We start from the raw sequence: 25393 nt of genomic DNA, 5'->3' as shown, positions 1-25393 counted from the left end.
TAGCTCTGTTCGCAATTGCACCTACAGGTAAACCTGACTCCTGTAGGAGCCAGGCTTGCCCGCGATGAACGATGACGCGGTCTTCGATCAGATTGCGTTATGGGTTTTCAACCAGCCAAGACCCGCTTCAGTGGTGGTCAGCGGCTTGTATTCACAGCCGATCCAGCCCTGGTAGCCGATGCGGTCCAGGTGTTCGAACAGGAAGCGGTAGTTGATTTCACCGGTGCCCGGCTCGTTGCGGCCCGGGTTGTCGGCCAGTTGAATGTGGTTGATCTCCTCCAGGTGCGTCGCCATGGTGCGGGCCAGGTCGCCCTCCATGATTTGCATGTGGTAGATGTCGTATTGCAGGAACAGGTTGGCGCTGCCCACTTGTTCGCGAATCGACAGCGCCTGGGCGGTGTTGTTCAGGTAGAAGCCCGGGATGTCGCGGGTATTGATTGCTTCCATTACCAGTTTGATGCCCACCGCTTGCAGCTTGTCGGCGGCATATTTGAGGTTGGCGACAAAGGTCTTTTCCACGGTGGCGTCGTCGACGCCTTGTGGGCGGATACCGGCCAGGCAGTTGACTTGGGTGTTGCCCAGAACCTGTGCATAAGCGATCGCCAGATCGACGCCGGCGCGGAACTCTTCCACGCGATCCGGATGGCAGGCGATCCCGCGCTCACCCTTGGCCCAGTCACCGGCCGGCAGGTTGAACAGCACTTGGGTCAGACCGTTGGCATCCAGTTGAGCCTTGATGTCGGCGGAGCTGAAATCGTAAGGGAACAGGTATTCGACACCACTGAAGCCGGCTTTGGCGGCCGCTTCAAAGCGGGCAAGAAAATCCTGCTCGGTAAACAGCATGGACAGGTTGGCTGCGAAACGCGGCATGGTGGTCTCCTGTAAAAAATATGTGCCTGTAGCAGCTGCCGAGGCACGAGGCTGCGTTGCGTGTCCGCAGGACCGCCGTCGGGGGCCGCTTCGCAGCCCAACGCAGCCTCGTGCCTCGGCAGCTGCTACAGGTGACAAGTCATTCTTAATCCAGCAACGAAATCGCTGTCGGTGCGTCGCTGCCGACCAGCGCCAGGTCCTCGAATTCGTTGACGGCGTTGATCTCGGTGCCCATGGAAATGTTGGTCACGCGCTCCAGGATGATCTCGACGATCACCGGAACCTTGAACTCCTCGATCAGCTCCTCGGCCTTGCGCAGGGCAGGGGCGATGCCCGCCGGCTCGAACACGCGCAACGCCTTGCAACCCAAACCTTCGGCAACCGCTACGTGGTCCACCCCGTAACCATTGAGCTCCGGTGCGTTGAGATTGTCGAAGGACAATTGCACACAGTAGTCCATGTCGAAACCGCGCTGCGCCTGACGGATCAGACCCAGGTATGAGTTGTTCACCACAACGTGGATGTACGGCAGTTTGAACTGCGCGCCCACCGCCAGTTCTTCGATCATGAACTGGAAGTCATAGTCGCCCGAGAGTGCCACGACCTTACGGCTCGGATCGGCCTTGACCACGCCCAGCGCTGCCGGAATGGTCCAGCCCAGAGGGCCGGCCTGACCGCAGTTGATCCAGTGACGCGGTTTGTAGACGTGCAGGAACTGCGCGCCGGCAATCTGCGACAGACCGATGGTGCTGACGTAGCAGGTGTCTTTGCCGAACACCTGGTTCATCTCTTCGTACACGCGCTGCGGTTTGACCGGCACGTTGTCGAAGTGAGTCTTGCGGTGCAGGCTGGCCTTGCGTTGCTGGCAGTCTTGCAACCAGGCGCTGCGATCCTTCAGTTTGCCGGCGGCTTTCCACTCGCGGGCGACTTCGATGAACATTTTCAGCGCCAGGCCGGCGTCGGAAACGATGCCCTGGTCCGGGGTGAATACGCGGCCGATCTGGGTCGGCTCGATGTCGACGTGAATGAATTTTCGGCCTTCGGTGTACACCTCGACCGAACCGGTATGACGGTTGGCCCAACGGTTACCCACGCCCAGCACCACGTCGGATTTGAGCATCGTCGCGTTGCCGTAGCGGTGCGAAGTCTGCAGGCCAACCATGCCGACCATCAGCGGGTGATCGTCCGGGATCGTGCCCCAACCCATCAGGGTCGGGATCACCGGAATACCGGTCAGCTCGGCGAATTCCACCAACAGGTCGCTGGCATCGGCGTTGATGATGCCGCCGCCGGCTACCAGCAATGGACGTTCAGCCTGATCGAGCATGGCCAGGGCTTTCTCGACTTGCTTGCGGGTTGCCGCGGGCTTGGCCAATGGCAGTGGTTCGTAGGTGTCGATGTCGAATTCGATTTCAGCCATCTGCACGTCGAACGGCAGGTCGATCAGTACCGGGCCCGGACGGCCGGAGCGCATTTCATAGAAGGCTTTCTGGAACGCGTAAGGCACCTGGCCCGGCTCCAGAACGGTGGTCGCCCACTTGGTCACCGGCTTGACGATGCTGGTGATATCGACGGCCTGGAAGTCTTCCTTGTGCATACGGGCACGGGGTGCTTGCCCGGTGATGCAAAGAATCGGGATCGAGTCGGCCGAGGCGCTGTAAAGCCCGGTGACCATGTCGGTACCGGCAGGGCCGGAGGTGCCGATGCACACGCCGATGTTGCCAGCCTTGGTGCGGGTGTAACCCTCGGCCATGTGCGAGGCGCCTTCAACGTGGCGAGCGAGGACGTGATCGATGCCGCCGACCTTTTGCAGGGCGGAGTACAGCGGGTTGATTGCAGCGCCCGGAATGCCAAAAGCGGTATCAACCCCTTCACGGCGCATCACCAGAACGGCGGCTTCGATTGCTCTCATTTTGCTCATGGTTTTGTGCCTCTTTACGTTTTGTAATTGTATACAAGTGGCTTTGCGCAGAGTGTATTCACGGCGGACGGCGCAGGTCAATCCATTTTCTCAAGCGGCTGTTTCATTCGTCGGAGGGCCATAAATACTGTGGCGTTTCGTCGCATGAGCCGTATTTCGAGAATTATTGTATACAAAAAAATAATTCATTGTGTTCTATTTGTTGCATCGGGCTTCTCAACAAACAGAACCCCAAAGGCTTTCCCATAACAAGATAAGGACGGCACCCATGAGCGCTTTAACCTTGAAAGTCGCAGTCAGCCTGACCAATCGGGCTATCGTTGCGGGGCGCAAGATCGCCGCGGCACCGCTGACCATTGCAGTACTCGATGCGGGCGGGCATTTGTTGAGCCTGCAACGCGAAGACGGCGCGAGCCTGCTTCGTCCACAGATCGCCATCGGCAAAGCCTGGGGCGCGATCGCGCTGGGCAAGGGCTCGCGGCTATTGGCACTGGACGCGCAACAGCGCCCGGCGTTTATCGCCGCGTTGAACAGCCTGGGGCAGGGCAGCGTCATACCCGCACCGGGCGGGGTGCTGATTCGTGATCAGGACGGGGTTGTGCTGGGGGCCATCGGCATCAGCGGCGACACTTCGGACATCGACGAGCAATGCGCGATCAACGCCATCGAGGAACAGGGGTTGCGGGCGGATGCGGGAGTCAGTGCTTGATCTGGAGTAAGCCGATATCGTCTGTTAAAGGATAGCGGTGACGAGAGAGGGTGACGTCTATAGACTGTCGCCCCCTCTCGTTCTGTATCAAGGAAGATCCCGCGTGAAAACGCTTTTTGGTATTACCCTGTCTGCGATTCTGGCTCTAGGCATTTCTTCTGCGCACGCCGAAACTCTGGATGCCGATGACATTGCTTTTCAGGCGCTAAGTCCGGTTGTCAGCGCGTTGCTCAACAGCGAAGACGCTGACGAATTAATGGTTAGAGCCGATAAACTCGAATCCACGGATACCCTGCAGGCTATCGCCGTTTACCTGGCTGCCACCCGTGAAGACCACAAGCAAATACTGGCGCCTTATCAAGTGGCGGCGCTATTTGCCCGACGCGGGGATGACAAGCTGGCGGAGCGCTTTTTGAAGGTGGCCGATGATCGAGGCCTGTGGTTCGGTCCGCAGCTGGCGGGTGACGAAGACTTTGCCGATCTGCGTCAGACGTCGACCTTCAAGAGCGTGTTGGCCAATGCTCAGCAGCGTTACGCGAAGATCGCCAAAGGCAAGGTTGGCGCGATTTCAGTGTTGAATCCTCCTGCAACTATCCCCGTTCCGGCGGCTTGTCGTCCCGTGTTGGTATGGCTGCATGGTTACGGCGTCAACGGTGAGGTGGATGAGAGTTATCAGCCGCTCGCCGACACCGGGGCAATTGTGTTGGGGATCAACGGCACGGAAATGATCAACGCTGTCGACAGCTTTCGCTGGATCGGTCCAGGTTTCGAGGGAACACATAAAGCGGTACAGAACGGCCTGAAAGAACTGGCCGCGCAACAATGCATCGACCGCAAGCGTGTTTATTTGATGGGGTTCTCTCAGGGCTCTCAGCATGCCGGCGCGCTGTTGGCACAGCATCCTGAGGATTACGCCGGAGCGTTGCTGTTGTCACCCGGCGGTAATCAGCCGACGCCTACGGTGAGCAAGGCTCGTGGGAAAAAGGTTTACGTAATCAACGGGAAAATGGAAGGGCCGGGTAATCAGCAGATGAGTGCCGATTTCCGCAAACTGTTTAGTGAAGGAAACGAGGTCAAGTCCACCACCCATGACGGGGGACACTTCTTCCCGGAGGACTGGAGAACATCACTACCGCTGGCGTTGCGTTGGATGATGGGCACTGAAGCCTGAGACCAACAGATCGCAGGCTTCGCCAGCCCCTTGCCGAACGCGTTGGAGCCGCCGAAGGCTGCGATCTCTTAATCAGTCCGGCTCGCAGCCCTTGAGCACCAACCGAATGATGGTTTGCGCCGCGGCTTCGTAGTCGCTTTCATCCAGTTTGGCCTTGCCGGTGACGGCGGAGATCTGCCAGTCGAAGTCGGCGTAGGTCTGGGTCGCGGCCCAGATGCTGAACATCAGGTGGTTGGGCTCGATCGGGGCGATCTGGCCGCGATCGATCCAGGTCTGGATGCAGTCGATGTTGTGCTTGGCCTGGGCGTTGAGCTGTTCGACCAGGTCGGCGCTCAGGTGCGGCGCACCGTGCATGATCTCGCTGGCAAACACCTTGGATGCGAACGGCAGGTCGCGGGAGATGCGAATCTTCGAGCGAATGTAGCCGCTGAGCACTTCGCTCGGCACGCCATCCGCGTTGAACGGCGTCGAGGCCTGGAGAATCGGCTCGATGATGCTTTCCAGGACCTCGCGGTAGAGGTTTTCCTTGGATTTGAAGTAGTAATAGACGTTGGGCTTGGGTAACCCCGCCTTGGCCGCGATGTCACTGGTTTTGGTCGCAGCGAAGCCTTTGTCGGCAAACTCTTCACTGGCGGCACGCAGGATCAGTTCTTTATTGCGCTCGCGGATAGTGCTCATAAACCAGGTGATTCCTTGCCGATACTGGCGGTTGCGCATGGTAGCACCGGCCTTGCGCAGCGCTCAAGAATGCACTTGGGCACCGCGGCACGCTATGCTGCGCAACATTTATATACCAAGGAAGCCTGACCCATGGCAGGAAGCAGTTTGCTGGTGTTGATCGACGATATCGCCGCCGTACTCGACGATGTCGCGCTGATGACCAAGATGGCCGCGAAGAAAACCGCCGGCGTGCTCGGCGACGACTTGGCGCTCAACGCCCAGCAGGTATCCGGTGTCCGCGCCGAGCGGGAAATTCCGGTGGTCTGGGCCGTGGCCAAGGGCTCGTTTCGCAACAAGCTGATCCTGGTGCCGTCGGCGTTGGCCATCAGTGCATTCGTTCCTTGGCTGGTCACACCCTTGTTGATGGTCGGTGGGGCCTACTTGTGTTTCGAAGGCTTCGAAAAGCTTGCTCACTCGTTTTTGCACAGCAAGGCTGAAGATCAGGCGGAACATGCGCAGTTGGTTGAAGCCGTCGCTGATCCGGCGACAGATCTGGTGGCATACGAGCAGGACAAGATCAAAGGCGCGGTGCGCACCGACTTTATCCTTTCGGCTGAAATCATCGCCATCACCCTCGGCACCGTCGCCGGTGCAACGCTGATGCAGCAAGTGATCGTGGTTTCAGGCATCGCTATCGTCATGACCATCGGCGTCTATGGCCTGGTGGCGGGTATCGTCAAGCTCGACGACCTTGGCCTGTGGCTGACCCGCAAGCCTGGGCAATTGGCCAAAAGCATCGGTGGCGCGATCCTGCGCACCGCGCCGTACATGATGAAAAGCCTCTCGGTGATCGGCACCGCGGCGATGTTTTTGGTCGGCGGCGGGATCCTGACCCACGGTGTGCCGGTGGTGCATCACTGGATCGAAAGTGCCGGCGCGGTGGCGGGCGGTGCCGGGTTTATCGTGCCGACGTTGCTCAACGCAGTGGCGGGGATTATTGCCGGTGCGGTGGTGTTGGCGGGTGTGATGGCCGTCAGCAAAGTTTGGCGGGCTGTAAAAGGCTGAAAAGGTCGCAGGCTGCGATCTTTGCGATGTATGCAAAGCTAAATAAAAAAGGCCATTCGATTCATATCGAATGGCCTTTTTTGTTACCCGCTGAATGCCTTACTCGGCAATCTGCAGCTTGCGTGCTTCGGTGTACACGTAACGCACTTTCTCGTACTCGAACGGCGAGTTCAGCTGACCGTAGCGGAAGTTGGTCTGATAGCGCTTGTCGATGCTGCGCAGGACCCAGATTTCCGGGTGGTTTGCGCTGACTTTCGAGACGTTCAGGTAGTTGATGGCCGACTCCGCCGTATAGTCGACCGCAAGGCCTGCGGTATCACGCAGGTTCGAGGGGCCGAGGATTGGCAGTACGAAGTAAGCGCCGCCCGGAACCCCGTAGAAGCCCAGCGTCTGGCCGAAGTCTTCGACCTGGCGCGGCAGGCCCATGGCGGTGGCCGGGTCCCACAGGCCGCCGATGCCGAGGGTCGTGTTGAGCAGCAATCGCCCGGTGATGTCCAGTGAGCGCTGGCCCTTGAACTGCAGCAGGCTGTTCACCAGATTGGGTACGTCACCCAGGTTGTTGAAAAAGTTGCTGACGCCAGTGCGCAGGAAGCTTGGGGTGACGTAGCGATAACCGTCGACCACCGGCAGAAACACCCATTGGTCGAAGCGGTAGTTGAAGTGGTAGACCCGACGGTTCCACGACTCCAGCGGGTCATAGACACTCAGCGCATTCAGGGTCGAGCGTTCGAACTCACGCTGGTCCAGTCCCGGGTTGAACTTGAGTTTGGTCATCGGCTCGGTGAAGCCGTCCTGATCAACCACAGTCGTGGAGTTGGCCTTGCTGTTGTCGGCATGGGCATAGCCGACTGCGCCAAGCAGTGCAGCAAGCAGAAGGAGGTGTTTAGCCACGGAAGAACTCCAGCATGGCGTCGGCGTTGACGCGGTAGTTGAGGTTGCCGCAATGGCCGCCGTGAGGGTAAACCGTCAGGCGATCGCCGAAGGTTTTACGCAAGAAACCGAGGTCGCCCGGGCCGAGGATTACATCGTCGGCATTGTGCATCACGGCAATTTTCGGGCTGTCGTGCAGGTAGTCCTTGAGCGCGTAGAGGCTGACCTGGTCAATCAACTGCAAGATGCTGCCGCCGTCGGTCCGGGCGCGCCACATCGGGATCACCTGCTCGGTGAGGTAGCAGTTGAAATCACATTGCAGTGCACGCTTGAGGAATGGCGTGAGGCTGGTGCCTTCGGTGATCGGAAACTTGGGCGGGGTGATCAGGCCGCGTCGGTTGATCAGGTCCGAGGTGAAGGTGATGTCGGCGGCCGAAAAACGGAACGAGGTACCGATCAGCATGGCCATCTGTTCGTTGCTCAGGTGCTGTTTCGATTGCTGGAAGTCGTAGACCAGCGCGTCGTTGAGGTCGATGTAGCCTTTTTGCTGGAAGTAGCGCGTCAGCTTGTTGAGCATCAGTTCATAGAACGTGGTGCTGTTGTTGATGCCCTTGACCTCGGTTTGCACAAGCTTGTCGAGGTTGGTGACAGAGGTGTAGAGGTTGACTGGAGGATTGAGCAGCAAGACTTTCTTGAAGTTGAAGCTGCGTCGGGTTTCATCCAGCTTGCTGACAAACGCCGCATCCAGTCCACCCAGGCTGTAGCCGGTGAGGTAGTAGTCGGTGATCGGCAGCTTCGGGTTTTGTGCACGCACCGCTTGCATCACGCGGTACATGTCCTCGGCGTCTTCCTTGGACACGCCCGGGGTGGCAAAGCGGGAAGCGGCGCTCATGAAGTCGAAACTGGTCGGTGAGGACAGTTGCACGACGTGATAACCGGCCTTGTAGTAGAGCTTTTTCAGGTATTCGTTAATGCTGCTATCGAAGCGTGCGCCGGTGCCGGCAATCAGGAAAATCAGCGGTGCGGCGTGATCCTGTGTGGCCATGCGATAGGTGAGCTTTTTCACTGGCCAGAAATTGTCCGGCAGGTCGAACTCGCGTTCCGGGCGCAGCTTCAGGGTGTAGTCGGATTGATGGATCGCGTCATCGGACGGCAACTCGGGACGCAACTCCGGCGGGGTCGTGGCGATGGTCGCCTCGAACGGGTTGGTCAAGGGGTAGCCATAACTGACGGCGTCGATGTCTGCCGCCAGTGCGGACGCACTCAAAATAACGCCGCTTATCAAGGCAGCAAAGCGCAAGGAACGGAGCATGACTAATTCCCTTAGAGGAAGGTACCTGATGATGTTCGCAGGCTATGACCACCGCTGCTGCGCCAAAGTGCCATGCGGCGGCACCAAAGAGGCTGAATTCGGATCAATAGCGGCTGAACGATACACTTTGCAGCGATTGTCTGAACAGATTTCTACGGGTCTCGCTTGCTTACGGCTGGCGGGCGATTAAGCTGGGCGCCGTTTTCGTTTATCGGAGTGCTTCATGTCTCGCCGTCTGCCCGTCATTATTTTGCTTATCGCCTTGCCGCTGTGGCTGGCTGCCAGTTATGGCCTGCGTTATGTCCTGATGGAGGATGCCCAGTGGGTGGGTCTCTGCGTTGATGAGGCAAGCCGTTGGGAATGCCAGGCGCGCTCGACCCTCGGCTTGATGATTCACTTCAAGGTGATGGGCGGGGCTGCATTGGCGGCAGCGGTGCTGGGCTTTGTGGTGCCGGGCCGGGCTGGTTGGTGGCTGGCGGTGTTGGCGCTGGTGTTCGGATTTCCGGCATTGGCGCTGTACAACACCGGCATTGCGGTATTTGCCGTGGTGATCGCAGGGTTGCGGTTGGTGCGGGCGTGTGGCGAGGGGGCTTGACGGAACGCCGCACCGCCCCGTTCGGCTGCGAAGCAGCCGTAAAAAGCTCGTGGTGAACCGGCTGGACTCGGGACTACTCCGTAGTCCAGCGGGGGCAAGCCCCCTCGCCACAAAGGACCGCCGATAATCAATGCGATTTATCAGGTATTGCGAACCCGCAAGCTGCGCCACAGCGCGGCAATCATCAGCAGGCAAACCAGCGCCCAGCCCCAGGCTTGCTGGTTGAACAGGCCTTCGCGGTACAGCTGCGGGGCGATGCTGGCGCCGATGATGAAAGTCAGCAGTGCAATTTCCCGGCGCGGTGCGCCGACCGGGCGAATCAGATAGACCAGCGCTGGCAGTAGCAGGGCGGCGCTCGGGAAGCTGCGATAGCGCGGTTCGAACACCAGCCCCAGCATCATCACCGCACAAGCGAATCCGGCGGCAGCGAGCAGCCAGCCAGCGCGACGTTCCAGTGCATTGAAGGCGCGTTCACGCCAACCGGTTCTGGCGCTGAGGAACAACGCTGCATGGGCCAGCACCAAAAAGTTCAGGCCGGTCAGTAACGCAGCCCAGATCCACTCATCGGCAAAGCGGCTGGTAGCGCGAGCCAGCTCACCCCAGGTGCCAATGGAGCATGCAGCGACCGCACCGAGCAGTGGCAATATCAACGCTGCACGAGTACTGCGTACGCGGCCGCCAAGCATCAGCGTACCGAGGAAGATCAGGCCGCCGACGGCCAGCCATTGCGGCCAGAACGGCAGGTTGGTGACGGGGCCTGCCAGTACGCCCTTGTCCTGGCGGTTTGCGTCGAACAGCCCCCAGTAACCGCCGACCGCTCCTTCACTGGCGCGTTTCCAAGGTTGGTCAAAGGCTTCGATCAGGTTGTAGTGCCAGCCTTGCTGCTCGGCCATCGCCACAAAACCACGAATGAACTTGGCTTCATTGACGCGGCTCGGTACGGCGGTTTCCCGTTGACGACCTTCACTCGGCCAGCCGGTTTCGCCAATCAGCACGTCCTTGGGCGCGAAGCGGCTGCCGAAGATCTGCCGAACCTCGGCAACGTGCTGCAGGGCGGCGTCGATGTTGGACGGATCATCTTCCCAGTACGGCAGCAAGTGGATGGTCAGGAAGTCCACCGCCGGGGCGACTTCAGGATGCTTGAGCCAGAACTCCCAGACGTCGGCGTAGGTCACTGGCTGTTTGACGTGGCTCTTGACGTGGTTGATCAGCTTGGCCAATTGCGCGCCGGTGACTTCCTTGCGCAGCAGGGTTTCGTTGCCTACGATCACTGAGCTGACCACGTCCGGGTTGGCGTTGGCCTCGGCGATCAGTAGTTCGACTTCCTTGGCAGTGTCCACCGGGTTGCTGTTGACCCAGGCGCCGATCATCAGCTTCAGGCCATGCTTGCGCGCCAGGTCCGGCAGCGCTTCGAGACCGGTCATCGAATAGGTGCGAATGCACTCGAAGCGGGTTGCCAGCAACGCGAGGTCGGCGTCCATGCGTTCAGGGCGCAGTTTGAACGGCTGATCGAATGGCGATTGGTCCTTGTCGAATGGTGTGTACGAGGCGCACTGCAATTTGTGCGTGGCGCTGGCCACGTCCGGCAGCAGCACCGGTTGTCCGAGCCCGTACCAGTAACCACCAAGGGCAAGCAGGCCTAGCAGGCAGGCAAATAGATAAGCGAAGAAGGGGAAGCGCGAGGTGGCGGGCATGGTCAGGCCGTCTGGGAACAAAGCCGCGCATCTTACCTGCATTTGTCCCGTGCTTGGTGACCTGCATGGTTTTGACATGCAAAGTTCAGGCGGGATTCGCAGGGGCATTTTTGCAGGGCGCGATTACTGGCGTTCTGATGTCGTTTCTCGATGCCTTGAGGTCGCAGGCAGAGCAGGTCGCCGCAGGCGCGAGGTTGATTATCGACTCGTCAGTACTCCGCTGATGTTCGAACGGGTTTGCGGTGAGGCGTGATGGGGGCGCTGGGCACCATAACAATACATTGACGCTGCTCGGCATCCGTCGGGCGCAGCACTTTCGGGGAAGTAACGATGAAGATGCGACTACTCTTGGGCGCAGGTGCGGCTTTGGTGCTGGCGATCAGTTCTACTATGGCCAGCGCCGAAAGCAAGGCAGTGACGATCGGTTATGTCGATGGTTGGTCGGACAGCGTCGCCACCACCAACGTGGCTGCAGAAGTGATCAAGCAAAAGCTCGGCTACGACGTGAAACTGCAAGCCGTGGCCACCGGGATCATGTGGCAGGGTGTAGCCACCGGTAAACTCGATGCAATGCTGTCGGCCTGGCTGCCAGTAACTCATGGCGAATACTGGGCGAAGAACAAGGATCAGGTCGTCGATTACGGCCCGAACTTCAAGGATGCGAAAATCGGTCTGATCGTGCCGGAGTACGTCAAGGCCAAGACCATTGAGGATCTTAAAACCGACGAGAGCTTCAAAGGTCGTATCGTCGGCATTGACGCCGGTTCAGGCGTGATGCTCAAGACCGATCAGGCGATCAAGGATTACGGTCTGAGCAACTACACCCTCAAGGCCAGTTCCGGTGCCGGCATGATTGCCGAGCTGACCCGTGCCGAGAAGAAAAACGAATCCATCGCGGTCACCGGTTGGGTGCCGCACTGGATGTTCGCCAAGTGGAAACTGCGCTTCCTGGAAGACCCAAAAGGCGTTTATGGCGCAGCTGAAACCGTAAACAGCATCGGTAGCAAAGAGCTGGCAACCAAAGCGCCGGAAGTTGCGAAGTTCCTGAAGAACTTCCAGTGGGCGTCGAAAGACGAAATCGGCGAAGTCATGCTGGCGATCCAGGATGGTGCCAAGCCTGAAGTGGCAGCCAAGGACTGGGTGGCCAAACACCCGGCGCGCGTCGCCGAGTGGACCAAGTAATTTGATCTGACGCGTCTGGTCAGCACGTTCCAGGGCCACCTGATATCACAGTAGGAGCCGAGCTTGCTCGCGATGCGGTCTTAAGGACGTCATCGCCGGCAAGCCGTGCTCCTACAGTGATGTAGGTGGCTTTTGTATTTTTGTTGGGGAGGGGCGCTTTTTATCGACTGATAATTGGCGAAATGGTCATGTCGTTCTAATACTAAGGTCGTCTGGAACCTGTTCTGCAGCCGCATAGAGTGGATACGTTCCAACTAAAATCTGTGCTGCGAGGATAAAAACAATGAACGACAGCATTTACCTCTCGATTCAAAACAGCCCGCGCTTCAAGGAGCTGGTTCGCAAACGAGAGCGGTTCGCCTGGATTCTCTCGGCGATCATGCTTGGGCTGTACGCAGGATTCATTCTTCTGATTGCTTACGGGCCGCATCTACTGGGGGCGAAGATCAGCCCTGAGTCATCGATTACCTGGGGCATACCGATTGGTGTAGGGCTGATTGTGTCGGCCTTCGTCCTGACGGCCATCTACGTACGACGCGCCAATGGCGAATTCGACGACCTGAACAATGCGATTCTCAAGGAGGCTCAGCAATGATCCGGCGTCTATTGGCAGCTTTAGGCATTGCAGCCTTCGCACCGGCCGTTTGGGCGGCCGAAGCGCTTACTGGCGAAGTGCATAAACAACCGCTCAACGTCTCGGCGATCCTGATGTTTGTGGTGTTCGTCGGTGCAACACTGTGCATCACCTACTGGGCCTCCAAGCGCAATAAGTCGGCGGCTGACTACTACGCGGCGGGTGGCAGGATCACCGGTTTGCAGAACGGCCTGGCGATTGCCGGTGACTACATGTCGGCGGCGTCCTTCCTGGGGATTTCCGCACTGGTGTTTGCCTCGGGCTACGATGGCCTGATCTACTCGATCGGCTTCCTGGTGGGCTGGCCGATCATTCTGTTTTTGATCGCCGAGCGTCTGCGTAACCTGGGTAAGTACACCTTTGCCGACGTGGCGTCCTACCGCCTTGGGCAAACCCAGATTCGCACCTTGTCCGCCTGCGGTTCGCTGGTGGTGGTGGCGTTCTACCTGATCGCGCAAATGGTCGGTGCCGGCAAGCTGATCCAGCTGCTGTTTGGCCTGGATTACCATGTTGCGGTGATTCTGGTGGGGATCCTGATGTGCCTCTATGTGTTGTTCGGCGGCATGCTGGCGACCACTTGGGTGCAGATCATCAAGGCTGTGCTGTTGTTGTCCGGTGCGTCGTTCATGGCGCTGATGGTGATGAAGCATGTTCACTTCGACTTCAATACGCTGTTCTCCGAGGCGATCAAGGTTCACCCCAAAGGTGAAGCGATCATGAGCCCGGGCGGTCTGGTGAAAGACCCGATCTCGGCATTCTCCCTTGGCCTGGCATTGATGTTCGGTACCGCTGGTCTGCCGCATATCCTGATGCGCTTCTTCACCGTGAGTGACGCTAAAGAAGCGCGCAAAAGCGTGCTGTATGCCACCGGCTTCATCGGTTACTTCTACATCCTGACGTTCATCATCGGTTTCGGCGCAATCCTGCTGGTCAGCACCAATCCGGCCTTCAAGGACGCTACGGGCGCGCTGTTGGGCGGCAACAACATGGCGGCGGTGCACCTGGCCAATGCGGTGGGCGGCAGTATCTTCCTCGGCTTCATCTCGGCAGTAGCCTTCGCCACCATTCTGGCGGTGGTTGCCGGACTGACCCTGGCCGGGGCCACGGCGGTGTCTCACGACCTGTACGCCAGTGTGATCAAGAAGGGCAAGGCCAACGAGAAGGATGAGATCCGGGTTTCGAAGATCACCACCATCGCCTTGGGCGTGTTGGCGATTGTTCTGGGCATCCTGTTCGAAAGCCAGAACATCGCATTCATGGTGGGCCTGGCATTCTCGATCGCTGCCAGCTGCAACTTCCCGGTACTGCTGCTTTCCATGTACTGGAAGAAACTGACTACGCGCGGTGCGATGGTCGGCGGCTGGATGGGGCTGGTCAGTGCGGTGGGCCTGATGGTGCTGGGCCCGACCATTTGGGTGCAGATCATGGGGCACGAGAAGGCGATCTTCCCGTATGAGTACCCGGCGCTGTTCTCGATGGCCATTGCCTTTGTCGGTATCTGGTTCTTCTCGATCACCGACAAGTCCGCAGCGGCTGACAATGAGCGGGCGCTGTTCTTCCCGCAATTCGTCCGTTCGCAGACCGGATTGGGGGCGAGCGGGGCGGTGTCGCACTAACGTACAGGGTTGTATAAGCGTCTCTATATAAGCAGCGTTAAACAGAAATGCCCCGGTCGAGAGATCGGGGCATTTTTTATGAGGAGTACGCTCTCCGTAGCAGCTGCCGAGCCCGCGAGGCTGCGCAGCAGTCGCAAATCAGGCGCGTCGGTTCTTCGGGGGGGGGGGGCATCGTGTATGCCGGGTTTACAGGGGGCGGAGGGGTGATCCGGGGTAAACAAAAACGGCCTCTGCTCTTGTATCAGAGGCAGAGGCCGTTTCCGGTGCAGCTAAGACGTTATCGCAAGACAGGTCTTACTTGCGGTCTTCAAGCCGGGTGATGTCACGCGACTCGTAGCCGGTGTACAGCTGGCGCGGGCGGCCAATTTTGTACGGGCTGGAGAGCATTTCTTTCCAGTGGGAGATCCAGCCAACGGTCCGCGCCAGGGCGAAGATCACGGTGAACATGCTGGTTGGAATGCCGATCGCCTTGAGGATGATCCCCGAGTAGAAGTCGACGTTCGGGTACAGCGAGCGTTCGATGAAGTACGGGTCGGTCAGGGCGATCTCTTCCAGGCGCATGGCCAGTTCGAGTTGCGGATCGTTCTGGATACCCAGTTCCTTGAGCACTTCGTCGCAGGTCTTTTTCATGACGGTAGCGCGTGGGTCGCGGTTTTTGTAAACCCGGTGACCGAAGCCCATCAGTTTGAACGGATCGTTCTTGTCCTTGGCCTTGGCGATGAACTTGTCGATGTTCGAGACATCGCCAATTTCGTCGAGCATGGTCAGCACGGCTTCGTTGGCGCCGCCGTGAGCCGGGCCCCAAAGTGCAGCGATACCGGCAGCGATACAGGCGAACGGGTTGGCACCCGACGAGCCGGCCAGGCGTACGGTGGAGGTCGATGCGTTCTGCTCGTGGTCGGCGTGGAGGATGAAGATCCGGTCCATGGCCTTGGCGAGTACCGGGCTGATCGGTTTGATCTCGCACGGGGTGTTGAACATCATGTGCAGGAAGTTTTCCGCATACGACAGGTCGTTGCGCGGGTACATCATGGGTTGACCCATGGAGTACTTGTAAACCATTGCTGCGAGGGTTGGCATCTTGGCAACCAGGCGGATCGCGGAGATTTCGCGATGCTGCGGGTTATTGATGTCCAGGGAGTCGTGGTAGAACGCCGAAAGGGCGCCGACTACACCGCACATGACGGCCATCGGGTGGGCGTCGCGACGGAAGCCGTTGAAGAAGGTCTTCAGTTGCTCATGAACCATGGTGTGGTTCTTGACGGTGCTGACGAACTGGGCCTTCTGTTCTGCAGTCGGCAATTCGCCGTTGAGCAGCAGGTAGCAGGTTTCCAGATAGTCCGACTTCTCGGCGAGTTGCTCGATCGGGTAGCCGCGGTGCAACAAAATGCCGTTGTCGCCGTCGATATAGGTAATCTTCGATTCGCAAGAGGCGGTCGACATGAAACCCGGGTCAAAAGTGAAACGGCCCGTGGCCGTCAGGCCCCGAACGTCGATTACATCGGGACCAACGGTGCCGGTTAAAATGGGCAGCTCGACGGGGGCTGCGCCCTCGATGATCAACTGCGCTTTTTTGTCAGCCATGTGGCCTCCTATTTATGCTTGAAATCATCAGACAGACCCCCCACGCAGGGCCCGCACCACTATAGTGAGATAAATTCGAATGTCAATTTGCCTAAAGTCTTGCTCCAGAAGGCTTTAACCGGACTTTTTCCTCGAAATTACCTGCCGTTTACGCCTTTTATCCCGCTTGCGCAATGAGCTATTAGGGGAAGGTGAACGCGTTGTCATTAGTAGCCTAACTGTCTATACTCGGCCACCGACCGCCAGGGGCTTTTGGGCCTGCTTTATTGGGGGTCGCATCCCTGGGTGGTGGTTACCTGACCAGTGCACTCCCCAACAACTTTGCCCTGATTGTTAGGGGCTCTTCAGTGTGAAAAAAAAGCCGTGAAAAGCCAACGACCTGTAAACCTAGACCTAAGGACCATCAAACTCCCCATCACCGGCGTTACGTCGTTTCTTCACCGTGTTTCCGGCATCATCCTCTTCCTGGGCCTTGGCATCATGCTGTATGCATTGAGCAAATCCCTGGGTTCCGAGGAAGGTTTTGCCGAGGTGAAGGCATGCTTGACCAGTCCGCTGGCCAAGTTCGTAGCATGGGGCCTGCTGTCCGCCTTGCTGTATCACATGGTGGCCGGTGTACGCCATCTGATCATGGACATGGGCATCGGTGAGACGCTGGAAGGCGGCAAACTGGGCTCGAAAATTATCATCGCCATTTCCGTGGTGTTGATCGTTCTGGCGGGAGTTTGGATATGGTAACCAGCGTTACGAACCTATCGCGTTCGGGCCTCTATGACTGGATGGCACAGCGTGTGTCTGCGGTCGTTCTCGCGGCTTATTTCATTTTCCTGATCGGATACCTTGTTGCGCACCCTGGCCTTGGCTACGCCCAATGGCACTTGCTGTTCGCAAACAACTGGATGCGCATCTTCAGTCTGTTGGCCCTGGTTGCCCTTGGCGCTCACGCCTGGGTCGGCATGTGGACCATCGCGACCGACTACCTGACGCCGATGGCGCTGGGCAAGTCCGCGACTGCAGTACGTTTCCTTTTCCAGGCAGTATGCGGCGTTGCAATGTTCGCTTACTTCGTCTGGGGTGTGCAGATTCTCTGGGGTATCTGATTCATGTCTAACTCAGTAAATACGCTTTCGTTCGACGCCATCATCATTGGCGGCGGCGGTGCCGGCATGCGCGCTGCGCTGCAGCTGGCACAAGGTGGTCACAAGACTGCCGTAGTTACCAAGGTTTTCCCGACTCGTTCGCACACCGTATCCGCACAGGGTGGCATCACCTGCGCCATCGCCTCCGCTGATCCGAACGATGACTGGCGCTGGCACATGTACGATACCGTCAAGGGTTCCGACTACATCGGTGACCAGGACGCTATCGAATACATGTGTTCCGTAGGCCCGGAAGCGGTCTTCGAGCTCGAGCACATGGGCTTGCCGTTCTCCCGTACCGAACAGGGTCGCATCTATCAGCGTCCGTTCGGCGGTCAGTCGAAAGACTTCGGTAAAGGTGGCCAGGCTGCCCGTACCTGCGCTGCTGCCGACCGTACCGGTCACGCTCTGCTGCACACCCTGTACCAGGCCAACCTCAAGGCCGGCACCGTATTCCTCAACGAATACTACGGCGTCGACCTGGTGAAGAACGAAGACGGTGCCTTTGTCGGCATGATCGTCATCTGCATCGAAACCGGCGAAACCTCCTACGTCCGCGCTAACGCCACCGTTCTGGCGACTGGCGGTGCAGGTCGTATCTACTCGTCCACCACCAACGCCCTGATCAACACCGGTGACGGCGTCGGCATGGCTCTGCGTGCTGGCGTGCCGGTACAAGACATCGAAATGTGGCAGTTCCACCCGACCGGCATCGCCGGCGCCGGTGTACTGGTTACCGAGGGTTGCCGCGGTGAAGGCGGTTACCTGATCAACAAGCACGGCGAGCGTTTCATGGAGCGTTATGCTCCGAACGCCAAAGACCTTGCTGGTCGTGACGTGGTTGCTCGCTCGATGGTTAAAGAAATCATCGCCGGCAACGGTTGCGGTCCGGATGGCGACCACGTGATGCTGAAACTCGATCACCTCGGTGAAGAAGTTCTGCACAGCCGTCTGCCAGGCATCATGGAACTGTCCAAGACCTTCGCTCACGTCGATCCAGCCGTAGCGCCGATCCCGGTTGTTCCAACCTGCCACTATATGATGGGCGGCGTTGCCACCAACATTCATGGTCAGGCAATCACTCAGGATGCCGACGGCAAGGACCAGATCATTCCTGGCCTGTTCGCGGTAGGCGAAGTGGCGTGCGTATCGGTTCACGGTGCCAACCGTCTGGGCGGCAACTCGCTGCTCGACCTGGTGGTGTTCGGCCGTGCGGCCGGCCTGTTCCTGGAGCAGACCCTGAAAGAAGGCGTCGACTACGCTCGCCCTCGCCAGTCCGACATCGACGCAGCCCTGGCGCGTCTCGATGGCCTGAACTCGCGTACCGAAGGCGAAGACGTCGCTACCCTGCGTAAAGAGCTGCAAAGCTGCATGCAGAACTACTTCGGTGTATTCCGTACCGGCGAATACATGCAGAAGGGTATTGCTCAGCTGGCTGATCTGCGTGGCCGTATCGCCAACGTCAAGATCAACGATAAGAGCCAGGCGTTCAACACTGCTCGTATCGAAGCGCTGGAACTGCAAAACCTGCTGGAAGTGGCCGAAGCTACTGCCATTGCTGCAGAGATCCGCAAAGAGTCCCGCGGCGCTCACGCCCGTGAAGACTACGAAGATCGCGACGACGAAAACTGGCTGTGCCACACCCTGTACTTCCCGGGTGACAAGCGCGTTACCAAGCGTGCCGTGAACTTCTCGCCGAAGACTGTTCCGACTTTTGAACCTAAGATTCGGACTTATTAAGGGTGGCCGCCATGTTGCAAGTCAGTGTTTATCGCTACAACCCTGATCAGGACGCCGCGCCGTTCATGCAGGAATTCAAGGTCGACACCGGTGGTAAAGACCTGATGGTGCTGGACGTGCTGGCCCTGATCAAAGAGCAGGACGAGGGTTTCTCCTATCGTCGCTCTTGCCGTGAAGGTGTTTGCGGTTCCGACGGCATGAACATCAACGGCAAAAACGGTCTGGCCTGCGTCACGCCGCTGTCTGCCGTCGTCAAAGGTAACAAGTTGATCGTTCGTCCTCTGCCAGGTTTGCCGGTTATCCGTGACCTGGTCGTCGATATGAGCATCTTCTACAAGCAATACGAAAAGGTTAAGCCTTTCCTGCAGAACGACACGCCGGCTCCGGCCATCGAGCGTCTGCAGACTCCTGAAGAGCGTGAAAAACTCGACGGTCTGTACGAGTGCATCCTGTGCGCTTGCTGCTCGACCTCTTGCCCGTCCTTCTGGTGGAACCCGGACAAGTTCCTGGGTCCAGCTGCTCTGCTGCAAGCCTACCGCTTCCTGGCAGACAGCCGTGACACCAAGACTTCCGAGCGTCTGGCTTCGCTGGATGACCCGTTCAGCGTATTCCGCTGCCGCGGGATCATGAACTGCGTCAACGTATGTCCGAAAGGCCTGAACCCGACTAAGGCCATCGGTCACATACGTAACATGCTGCTGCAAAGCGGCGTGTGATTCAGCTGTTGTACCCGTAGAACTGCTGTACCCGTAGAGGCTAAGGCGCGGGCTTCAACCCGCGTCTTGGCTATAACCAGAGTGGCAGCCCACAAGGCTGCGGCTCTTATTTTGAAGAAATGAGACAAGCAGGGGCATCCGGGCTGGTACCCGGACTATCAGCGTGATCCTAAGTGGCTTGTTTTGGTCGCTGCACTCGGACTTCTGCAAGCTTGCTCGGTGTCTTCGCCGATGGTGTTCCCCTAACCGAGGGTGACCAAGCATGCAAGAAAGCGTGATGCAGCGCATGTGGAACAGCGGCTATCTTTCAGGTGGTAACGCTGCCTATGTGGAAGAGCTTTATGAGCTCTACCTGCACGACCCTAACGCTGTGCCAGAAGAGTGGCGCACCAAATTTCAGACGTTGCCCGCTGACGGCAACGCTGCCACCGATGTATCGCACTCGACGATTCGCGATCATTTCGTGCTGCTGGCAAAGAACCAGCGCCGCGCCCAACCGGTTTCCGCCGGCAGCGTGAGCAGTGAGCACGAGAAGAAGCAAGTTGAAGTACTGCGACTGATCCAGGCCTACCGTATGCGTGGCCACCAGGCAGCCCAGCTTGACCCGCTGGGGCTGTGGCAGCGTCCTGCACCTGCAGACCTGTCGATCAATCATTACGGCTTGACCAATGCCGATCTTGATACGACCTTCCGTGCCGGCGACCTGTTCATCGGCAAAGAGGAAGCGAGCCTACGCGAAATTCACGAAGCGTTGCAGCAGACATATTGCCGCACCATCGGCGCTGAATTTACTCACATCGTCGATTCCGAGCAGCGCCAGTGGTTCCAGCAGCGTCTGGAAGGCGTGCGTGGTCGTCCAGTGTATTCGGCCGACATCAAGAGCCATCTGCTTGAGCGCGTCACCGCAGGCGAAGGTCTGGAAAAATACCTGGGTACCAAATACCCGGGCACCAAGCGTTTCGGCCTGGAAGGCGGCGAAAGCCTGATTCCGATGCTGGACGAGCTGATCCAGCGCTCCGGTTCCTACGGCACCAAGGAAATCGTTATCGGCATGGCCCACCGTGGCCGTCTGAACGTGCTGGTCAACACCTTCGGCAAGAACCCGCGCGAGCTGTTCGACGAGTTCGAAGGCAAGAAGAAGGTCGAGCTGGGCTCCGGTGACGTTAAATACCACCAGGGCTTCTCCTCCAACGTGATGACCGCAGGCGGCGAAGTCCACCTGGCCATGGCCTTCAACCCGTCCCACCTGGAAATCGTTTCGCCAGTGGTCGAGGGTTCGGTCCGTGCCCGTCAGGATCGTCGCAACGATCCAACCGGTGAGAAAGTCCTGCCGATTTCCATCCACGGTGACGCGGCATTCGCCGGTCAGGGCGTGGTCATGGAAACCTTCCAGATGTCGCAGACTCGCGGCTTCCGGACTGGCGGTACGGTTCACATCGTGATCAACAACCAGGTTGGCTTCACCATCAGCAACCCGGAAGACTCGCGCTCCACCGAGTACGCCACCGACGTTGCGAAAATGATCCAGGCGCCGATCCTCCATGTGAATGGTGATGATCCGGAAGCCGTATTGTTCGTGACCCAGCTGGCCATCGACTACCGCATGCAGTTCAAGCGTGACGTGGTGATCGACCTGGTCTGCTACCGTCGTCGCGGCCACAACGAAGCGGACGAGCCAAGCGGCACCCAGCCTCTGATGTATCAGCAGATCACCAAGCAGCGCACCACGCGTGAGCTGTATGCCGATCGCCTGACCCAGAGTGGTGTGCTTGACGCTGCGCGTGTTCAGACGAAAGTCGACGAATACCGCAACGCGCTGGACAACGGTCTGCACGTAGTGAAAAGCCTGGTCAAGGAGCCGAACAAAGAGCTGTTCGTCGACTGGCGTCCGTACCTGGGCCACGCCTGGACTGCGCGTCACGACACCACGTTCGATCTGAAGACCCTGCAAGAGCTGTCCGCCAAACTGCTGGAAATCCCGGAAGGTTTCGTGGTTCAGCGCCAGGTTGCGAAGATCTACGAAGACCGTCAGAAAATGCAAGCCGGCGGCCTGCCGATCAACTGGGGTTACGCCGAAACCATGGCGTACGCGACCCTGGCGTTCGAAGGTCACCCGATTCGCATGACCGGCCAGGACATCGGCCGCGGTACGTTCTCGCACCGTCATGCGGTATTGCACAACCAGAAAGACGCGGGCACCTACATCCCGTTGCAACACCTGTACGAAGGCCAGCCACGTTTCGACCTGTACGATTCGTTCCTGTCCGAAGAAGCCGTACTGGCGTTCGAATACGGCTACTCCACCACCACGCCTGACGCGCTGGTGATCTGGGAAGCCCAGTTCGGCGACTTCGCCAACGGTGCCCAAGTGGTTATCGACCAGTTCATCACCAGCGGTGAGCACAAGTGGGGCCGTCTGTGCGGTCTGACCATGTTGCTGCCACACGGTTATGAAGGTCAGGGTCCGGAGCACTCTTCGGCTCGTCTGGAGCGTTACCTGCAGCTGTGCGCCGAGCACAACATTCAGGTGTGCATGCCGACTACGCCGGCCCAGATCTACCACTTGCTGCGTCGCCAGGTGATTCGTCCTCTGCGCAAACCATTGGTAGTGCTGACTCCGAAGTCGCTGTTGCGTCACAAGCTGGCCATCTCGACCCTGGAAGATCTGGCCGAAGGTTCGTTCCAGACCGTTATTCCGGAAATCGATGCGCATGATCCGAAAAAGGTCACTCGTCTCGTGCTGTGTAGCGGCAAGGTCTACTACGACCTGCTGGAAAAACGCCGTGCCGAAGGTCGTGACGACATCGCCATCGTGCGTCTTGAGCAGCTGTACCCATTCCCTGAGGACGACTTGATTGAAGTCCTGGCTCCTTATTCCAACCTCAAACACGTCGTTTGGTGTCAGGAAGAGCCGATGAACCAGGGTGCCTGGTACTGCAGCCAGCATCACATGCGCCGCATCGTTGGCGGTCACAACAAGTCTCTCGTACTCGAGTACGCGGGCCGTGACGCTTCTGCTGCACCTGCATGTGGTTATGCATCGATGCACGCCGAGCAGCAGGAAAAACTGCTGCAAGACGCCTTTACTGTTTAACGCCTTCGCGCACCTGAAACCGAATTTAAGGAACCACAGACAATGGCTATCGAGATCAAAGCCCCCACTTTCCCGGAATCGGTTGCCGATGGCACCGTTGCCACCTGGCACAAAAAACCGGGCGACGCGGTCAAGCGCGACGAACTGATCGTCGACATCGAAACCGATAAAGTCGTACTTGAAGTGTTGGCTACCGCTGATGGCGTACTGGGCGCTATCGTCAAGAACGAAGGCGACACCGTTCTGTCCGACGAAGTCCTGGGCTCCATCGGGGAGGGCGGTGCTGTTGCCGCCGCTCCGGCTGCCGCTGCTGCACCTGCACAGGCTGCTGCTTTGTCCGTTGTTGGCGAAGATGATCCTGTTGCTGCACCGGCTGCTCGCAAGCTGGCTGAAGAAAACGGCATCAACATCGCTTCCGTTGCCGGTACTGGCAAAGGCGGTCGTGTGACCAAGGAAGACGTGGTTGCTGCAGTTGCTGCCAAGGCCGCTGCTCCGGCTGCCGCGCCTGCCAAGGCCGCTGCCCCGGCTGCCGCTGCTCCTGTGTTCGCTGCTGGCGACCGCACCGAGAAGCGCGTACCGATGACCCGCGTGCGTGCAACCGTGGCCAAGCGCCTGGTTGAAGCCCAGTCGAACATGGCGATGCTGACTACTTTCAACGAAGTCGACATGACTGAAGTCATGGCCCTGCGTTCGAAGTACAAGGACCTGTTCGAGAAGTCCCACAATGGCGTGCGCCTGGGCTTCATGTCGTTCTTCGTGAAAGCGGCCACCGAAGCGCTGAAACGCTTCCCGGCTGTCAACGCTTCCATCGACGGTGGCGACATCGTGTACCACGGCTATGCTGACGTCGGCGTTGCCGTATCCAGCGACCGTGGCCTGGTGGTGCCGGTTCTGCGTAACGCCGAACTGATGAGCCTGGCTGAAATCGAAGGCGGCATTGCCAACTTCGGCAAGAAGGCTCGCGACGGCAAGCTGACCATCGACGAAATGACCGGTGGCACGTTCACCATCACCAACGGTGGTACATTCGGCTCGATGATGTCGACCCCGATCGTCAACCCGCCACAAGCGGCTATCCTGGGCATGCACAACATTCTGCAGCGTCCGATGGCGATCAACGGTCAGGTTGTTATTCGTCCGATGATGTACCTGGCTCTGTCCTACGATCACCGTTTGATCGACGGCAAAGAAGCTGTGACCTTCCTGGTTACCATCAAGAACCTGCTGGAAGACCCGGCTCGTCTGCTGCTGGATATCTGATTTCGTTGCACGGGCCGCTCAGCGATGAGCGGCCCATCTGTAATGACCAGCTTCGTCCCACGACGGTCCCCTGAACGGGATCGTCCGGTTTGATTCGAGAAGGAATGACACATGACTCAGAAATTCGACGTGGTAGTGATTGGTGCGGGCCCTGGCGGCTACGTAGCTGCCATTAAAGCGGCGCAACTTGGCCTTTCGACTGCCTGCATCGAGAAATACACCGACAAAGAGGGCAAACTGGCCCTCGGCGGTACTTGCCTGAACGTCGGCTGCATTCCGTCCAAGGCGCTGCTGGACAGCTCCTGGAAGTTTCACGAAGCTCAAGACGGCTTCGCGATCCACGGCATCAACCACGCTGGCGTGACCATGGACGTGCCAGCAATGGTCGGCCGCAAGGCCAACATCGTCAAAGGCCTGACCTCTGGCGTTGCCACCCTGTTCAAAGCCAATGGCGTGACCTCCCTGCAAGGCCACGGCAAACTGCTGGCCGGCAAGAAAGTCGAGCTGACCAAGCCTGACGGCAGCGTCGAAATCATCGAAGCCGAGAACGTGATCCTGGCTCCAGGTTCGCGTCCGATCGACATTCCACCGGCTCCGGTTGACCAGAACGTGATCGTCGATTCGACCGGCGCTCTGGAATTCCAGTCCGTACCTAAGCGTCTGGGCGTAATCGGCGCTGGCGTGATTGGTCTGGAGTTGGGTTCGGTCTGGTCCCGTCTGGGCGCAGAAGTTACCGTTCTTGAAGCGCTGGACACCTTCCTGATGGCGGCTGACGCTGCTGTTTCCAAGGAAGCGCTGAAAACCCTGACCAAACAGGGTCTGGACATCAAGCTGGGGGCTCGCGTTACCGGTTCCAAAGTGAACGGCAACGAAGTCGTTGTGAACTACACCGATGCCAACGGCGAACAGAACATCACTTTCGACAAGCTGATCGTAGCCGTTGGTCGCCGTCCAGTGACCACTGATCTGCTGTCCGCCGATTGCGGCGTGACCCTCGACGAGCGCGGTTTCGTGCACGTTGACGATCACTGCGCCACCACCGTACCGGGCGTTTACGCCATTGGTGACGTGGTTCGCGGCATGATGCTGGCACACAAGGCCTCGGAAGAGGGCATCATGGTTGTCGAGCGCATCAAGGGCCACAAAGCCCAGATGAACTATGACCTGATCCCTTCGGTTATTTATACTCACCCGGAAATTGCATGGGTCGGTAAAACCGAGCAGGCCTTGAAAGCTGAAGGCGTTGAAGTTAACGTCGGCACTTTCCCGTTTGCAGCCTCTGGCCGTGCCATGGCAGCCAACGATACCGGTGGTTTCGTCAAAGTTATCGCCGATGCCAAGACTGACCGCGTATTGGGCGTCCACGTGATTGGCCCGAGCGCAGCAGAACTGGTACAGCAGGGTGCAATCGGCATGGAATTCGGCACTAGCGCCGAAGACCTGGGCATGATGGTTTTCTCCCATCCGACCCTGTCCGAAGCCTTGCACGAAGCAGCTCTGGCAGTGAATGGCGGCGCCATCCACATCGCCAACCGCAAGAAGCGTTAAGACAATAAGAAAC

22 protein-coding genes are annotated in these 25393 nt (G+C 58.6%); 15 read left to right on the top strand and 7 right to left on the bottom strand.

All coding sequences use genetic code 11. The annotated features are described in order from the left end of the window. Positions 1–87: 87 nt before the first annotated feature. Positions 88–870: a hydroxypyruvate isomerase gene (gene hyi, locus AABM55_RS20820; protein ID WP_054593439.1), complete on the bottom strand. Its 783-nt coding sequence runs from the start codon at positions 868–870 to the stop codon at positions 88–90. Positions 871–1015: 145 nt separating this feature from the next. Next, complete coding sequence (gene gcl / locus AABM55_RS20815) at positions 1016–2791, bottom strand: glyoxylate carboligase (protein WP_347927651.1); 1776 nt, start codon at positions 2789–2791, stop codon at positions 1016–1018. A 268-nt stretch (positions 2792–3059) separates the two neighbouring features. On the opposite strand from gcl, the gene AABM55_RS20810 reads away from it, so the two are divergent. Together AABM55_RS20810 and AABM55_RS20805 are read left to right on the top strand one after the other, a co-directional pair. Next, positions 3060–3500, top strand: coding sequence for a heme-binding protein (locus tag AABM55_RS20810; RefSeq protein ID WP_347927649.1), 441 nt, complete (start codon positions 3060–3062; stop codon positions 3498–3500). A gap of 37 nt (positions 3501–3537) precedes the next feature. Then, on the top strand, positions 3538–4671 hold the full coding sequence (locus AABM55_RS20805; RefSeq protein WP_347927647.1) for a hypothetical protein: 1134 nt from the start codon (positions 3538–3540) through the stop codon (positions 4669–4671). A gap of 72 nt (positions 4672–4743) precedes the next feature. Here AABM55_RS20805 and AABM55_RS20800 read toward each other — a convergent pair whose 3' ends face one another. Then, positions 4744–5349, bottom strand: coding sequence for a TetR/AcrR family transcriptional regulator (locus AABM55_RS20800; protein WP_054593435.1), 606 nt, complete (start codon positions 5347–5349; stop codon positions 4744–4746). Positions 5350–5481: 132 nt separating this feature from the next. Between AABM55_RS20800 and AABM55_RS20795 the strand changes: the two genes are divergently transcribed. Further along, positions 5482–6396, top strand: coding sequence for a DUF808 domain-containing protein (locus tag AABM55_RS20795; RefSeq protein ID WP_347927645.1), 915 nt, complete (start codon positions 5482–5484; stop codon positions 6394–6396). Positions 6397–6495: 99 nt separating this feature from the next. On the opposite strand, the gene AABM55_RS20790 is transcribed toward AABM55_RS20795, so the two are convergent. Then, the gene (locus AABM55_RS20790; RefSeq protein WP_054593433.1) at positions 6496–7287 is read right to left on the bottom strand and encodes a VacJ family lipoprotein; all 792 of its coding nucleotides are present in this window, start codon (positions 7285–7287) and stop codon (positions 6496–6498) included. Next, on the bottom strand, positions 7280–8578 hold the full coding sequence (locus tag AABM55_RS20785) for a serine/threonine protein kinase (protein ID WP_054593432.1): 1299 nt from the start codon (positions 8576–8578) through the stop codon (positions 7280–7282). The genes AABM55_RS20790 and AABM55_RS20785 overlap by 8 nt, the downstream gene beginning before the upstream one ends. Here AABM55_RS20785 and AABM55_RS20780 point away from each other — a divergent pair. Both AABM55_RS20780 and AABM55_RS20775 read left to right on the top strand, forming a co-directional pair. Then, complete coding sequence (locus tag AABM55_RS20780) at positions 8577–8768, top strand: hypothetical protein (RefSeq protein ID WP_146016098.1); 192 nt, start codon at positions 8577–8579, stop codon at positions 8766–8768. The two genes, AABM55_RS20785 and AABM55_RS20780, sit on opposite strands and share 2 nt — an antisense overlap. 33 nt (positions 8769–8801) lie before the next feature. Then, positions 8802–9173, top strand: a complete 372-nt coding sequence (locus AABM55_RS20775; protein WP_347927642.1) for a hypothetical protein — start codon at positions 8802–8804, stop codon at positions 9171–9173. A gap of 140 nt (positions 9174–9313) precedes the next feature. Here AABM55_RS20775 and AABM55_RS20770 read toward each other — a convergent pair whose 3' ends face one another. Beyond that, on the bottom strand, positions 9314–10909 hold the full coding sequence (locus AABM55_RS20770; RefSeq protein WP_347927640.1) for a beta (1-6) glucans synthase: 1596 nt from the start codon (positions 10907–10909) through the stop codon (positions 9314–9316). 288 nt (positions 10910–11197) lie between these two features. Here AABM55_RS20770 and AABM55_RS20765 point away from each other — a divergent pair, with 288 nt between their 5' ends. From AABM55_RS20765 to AABM55_RS20755, 3 genes are all read left to right on the top strand, one after another. Beyond that, positions 11198–12049, top strand: a complete 852-nt coding sequence (locus AABM55_RS20765; RefSeq protein ID WP_347927638.1) for a glycine betaine ABC transporter substrate-binding protein — start codon at positions 11198–11200, stop codon at positions 12047–12049. A 283-nt stretch (positions 12050–12332) separates the two neighbouring features. After that, complete coding sequence (locus tag AABM55_RS20760; protein ID WP_054593428.1) at positions 12333–12644, top strand: DUF485 domain-containing protein; 312 nt, start codon at positions 12333–12335, stop codon at positions 12642–12644. Then, positions 12641–14299 carry a cation acetate symporter gene (locus tag AABM55_RS20755; RefSeq protein ID WP_054593427.1) on the top strand — a complete coding sequence of 553 codons (1659 nt, stop codon included), beginning with the start codon at positions 12641–12643 and terminating at the stop codon, positions 14297–14299. Before AABM55_RS20760 ends, AABM55_RS20755 begins: the two co-directional genes overlap by 4 nt. A gap of 294 nt (positions 14300–14593) precedes the next feature. Here AABM55_RS20755 and gltA read toward each other — a convergent pair whose 3' ends face one another. Continuing rightward, complete coding sequence (gene gltA / locus AABM55_RS20750; RefSeq protein ID WP_019692325.1) at positions 14594–15883, bottom strand: citrate synthase; 1290 nt, start codon at positions 15881–15883, stop codon at positions 14594–14596. Between the two features lie 363 nt (positions 15884–16246). Here gltA and sdhC point away from each other — a divergent pair, with 363 nt between their 5' ends. From sdhC to lpdA, 7 genes are all read left to right on the top strand, one after another. Beyond that, positions 16247–16621, top strand: coding sequence for a succinate dehydrogenase, cytochrome b556 subunit (gene sdhC, locus AABM55_RS20745; protein WP_081013689.1), 375 nt, complete (start codon positions 16247–16249; stop codon positions 16619–16621). Further along, positions 16615–16983 carry a succinate dehydrogenase, hydrophobic membrane anchor protein gene (gene sdhD, locus AABM55_RS20740; RefSeq protein ID WP_019692323.1) on the top strand — a complete coding sequence of 123 codons (369 nt, stop codon included), beginning with the start codon at positions 16615–16617 and terminating at the stop codon, positions 16981–16983. Before sdhC ends, sdhD begins: the two co-directional genes overlap by 7 nt. Positions 16984–16986: 3 nt before the next feature. Further along, entirely contained in the window at positions 16987–18762 is a 1776-nt protein-coding gene (gene sdhA / locus AABM55_RS20735; RefSeq protein WP_054593425.1) for a succinate dehydrogenase flavoprotein subunit, read from the top strand. An 11-nt stretch (positions 18763–18773) separates the two neighbouring features. Beyond that, positions 18774–19478: a succinate dehydrogenase iron-sulfur subunit gene (locus AABM55_RS20730; protein ID WP_054593424.1), complete on the top strand. Its 705-nt coding sequence runs from the start codon at positions 18774–18776 to the stop codon at positions 19476–19478. A gap of 262 nt (positions 19479–19740) precedes the next feature. Next, positions 19741–22572: a 2-oxoglutarate dehydrogenase E1 component gene (locus AABM55_RS20725; protein WP_054593423.1), complete on the top strand. Its 2832-nt coding sequence runs from the start codon at positions 19741–19743 to the stop codon at positions 22570–22572. Positions 22573–22614: 42 nt separating this feature from the next. Continuing rightward, positions 22615–23832, top strand: coding sequence for a 2-oxoglutarate dehydrogenase complex dihydrolipoyllysine-residue succinyltransferase (odhB, locus tag AABM55_RS20720; protein ID WP_054593422.1), 1218 nt, complete (start codon positions 22615–22617; stop codon positions 23830–23832). Between the two features lie 111 nt (positions 23833–23943). Next, the gene (lpdA, locus tag AABM55_RS20715; RefSeq protein ID WP_054593421.1) at positions 23944–25380 is read left to right on the top strand and encodes a dihydrolipoyl dehydrogenase; all 1437 of its coding nucleotides are present in this window, start codon (positions 23944–23946) and stop codon (positions 25378–25380) included. Positions 25381–25393 lie beyond the last annotated feature (13 nt).

Source organism: Pseudomonas helvetica (genome assembly GCF_039908645.1).
GTDB classification, from domain to species: domain Bacteria; phylum Pseudomonadota; class Gammaproteobacteria; order Pseudomonadales; family Pseudomonadaceae; genus Aquipseudomonas; species Aquipseudomonas helvetica.
This window is presented reverse-complemented; position numbering and strand designations above follow the sequence as displayed.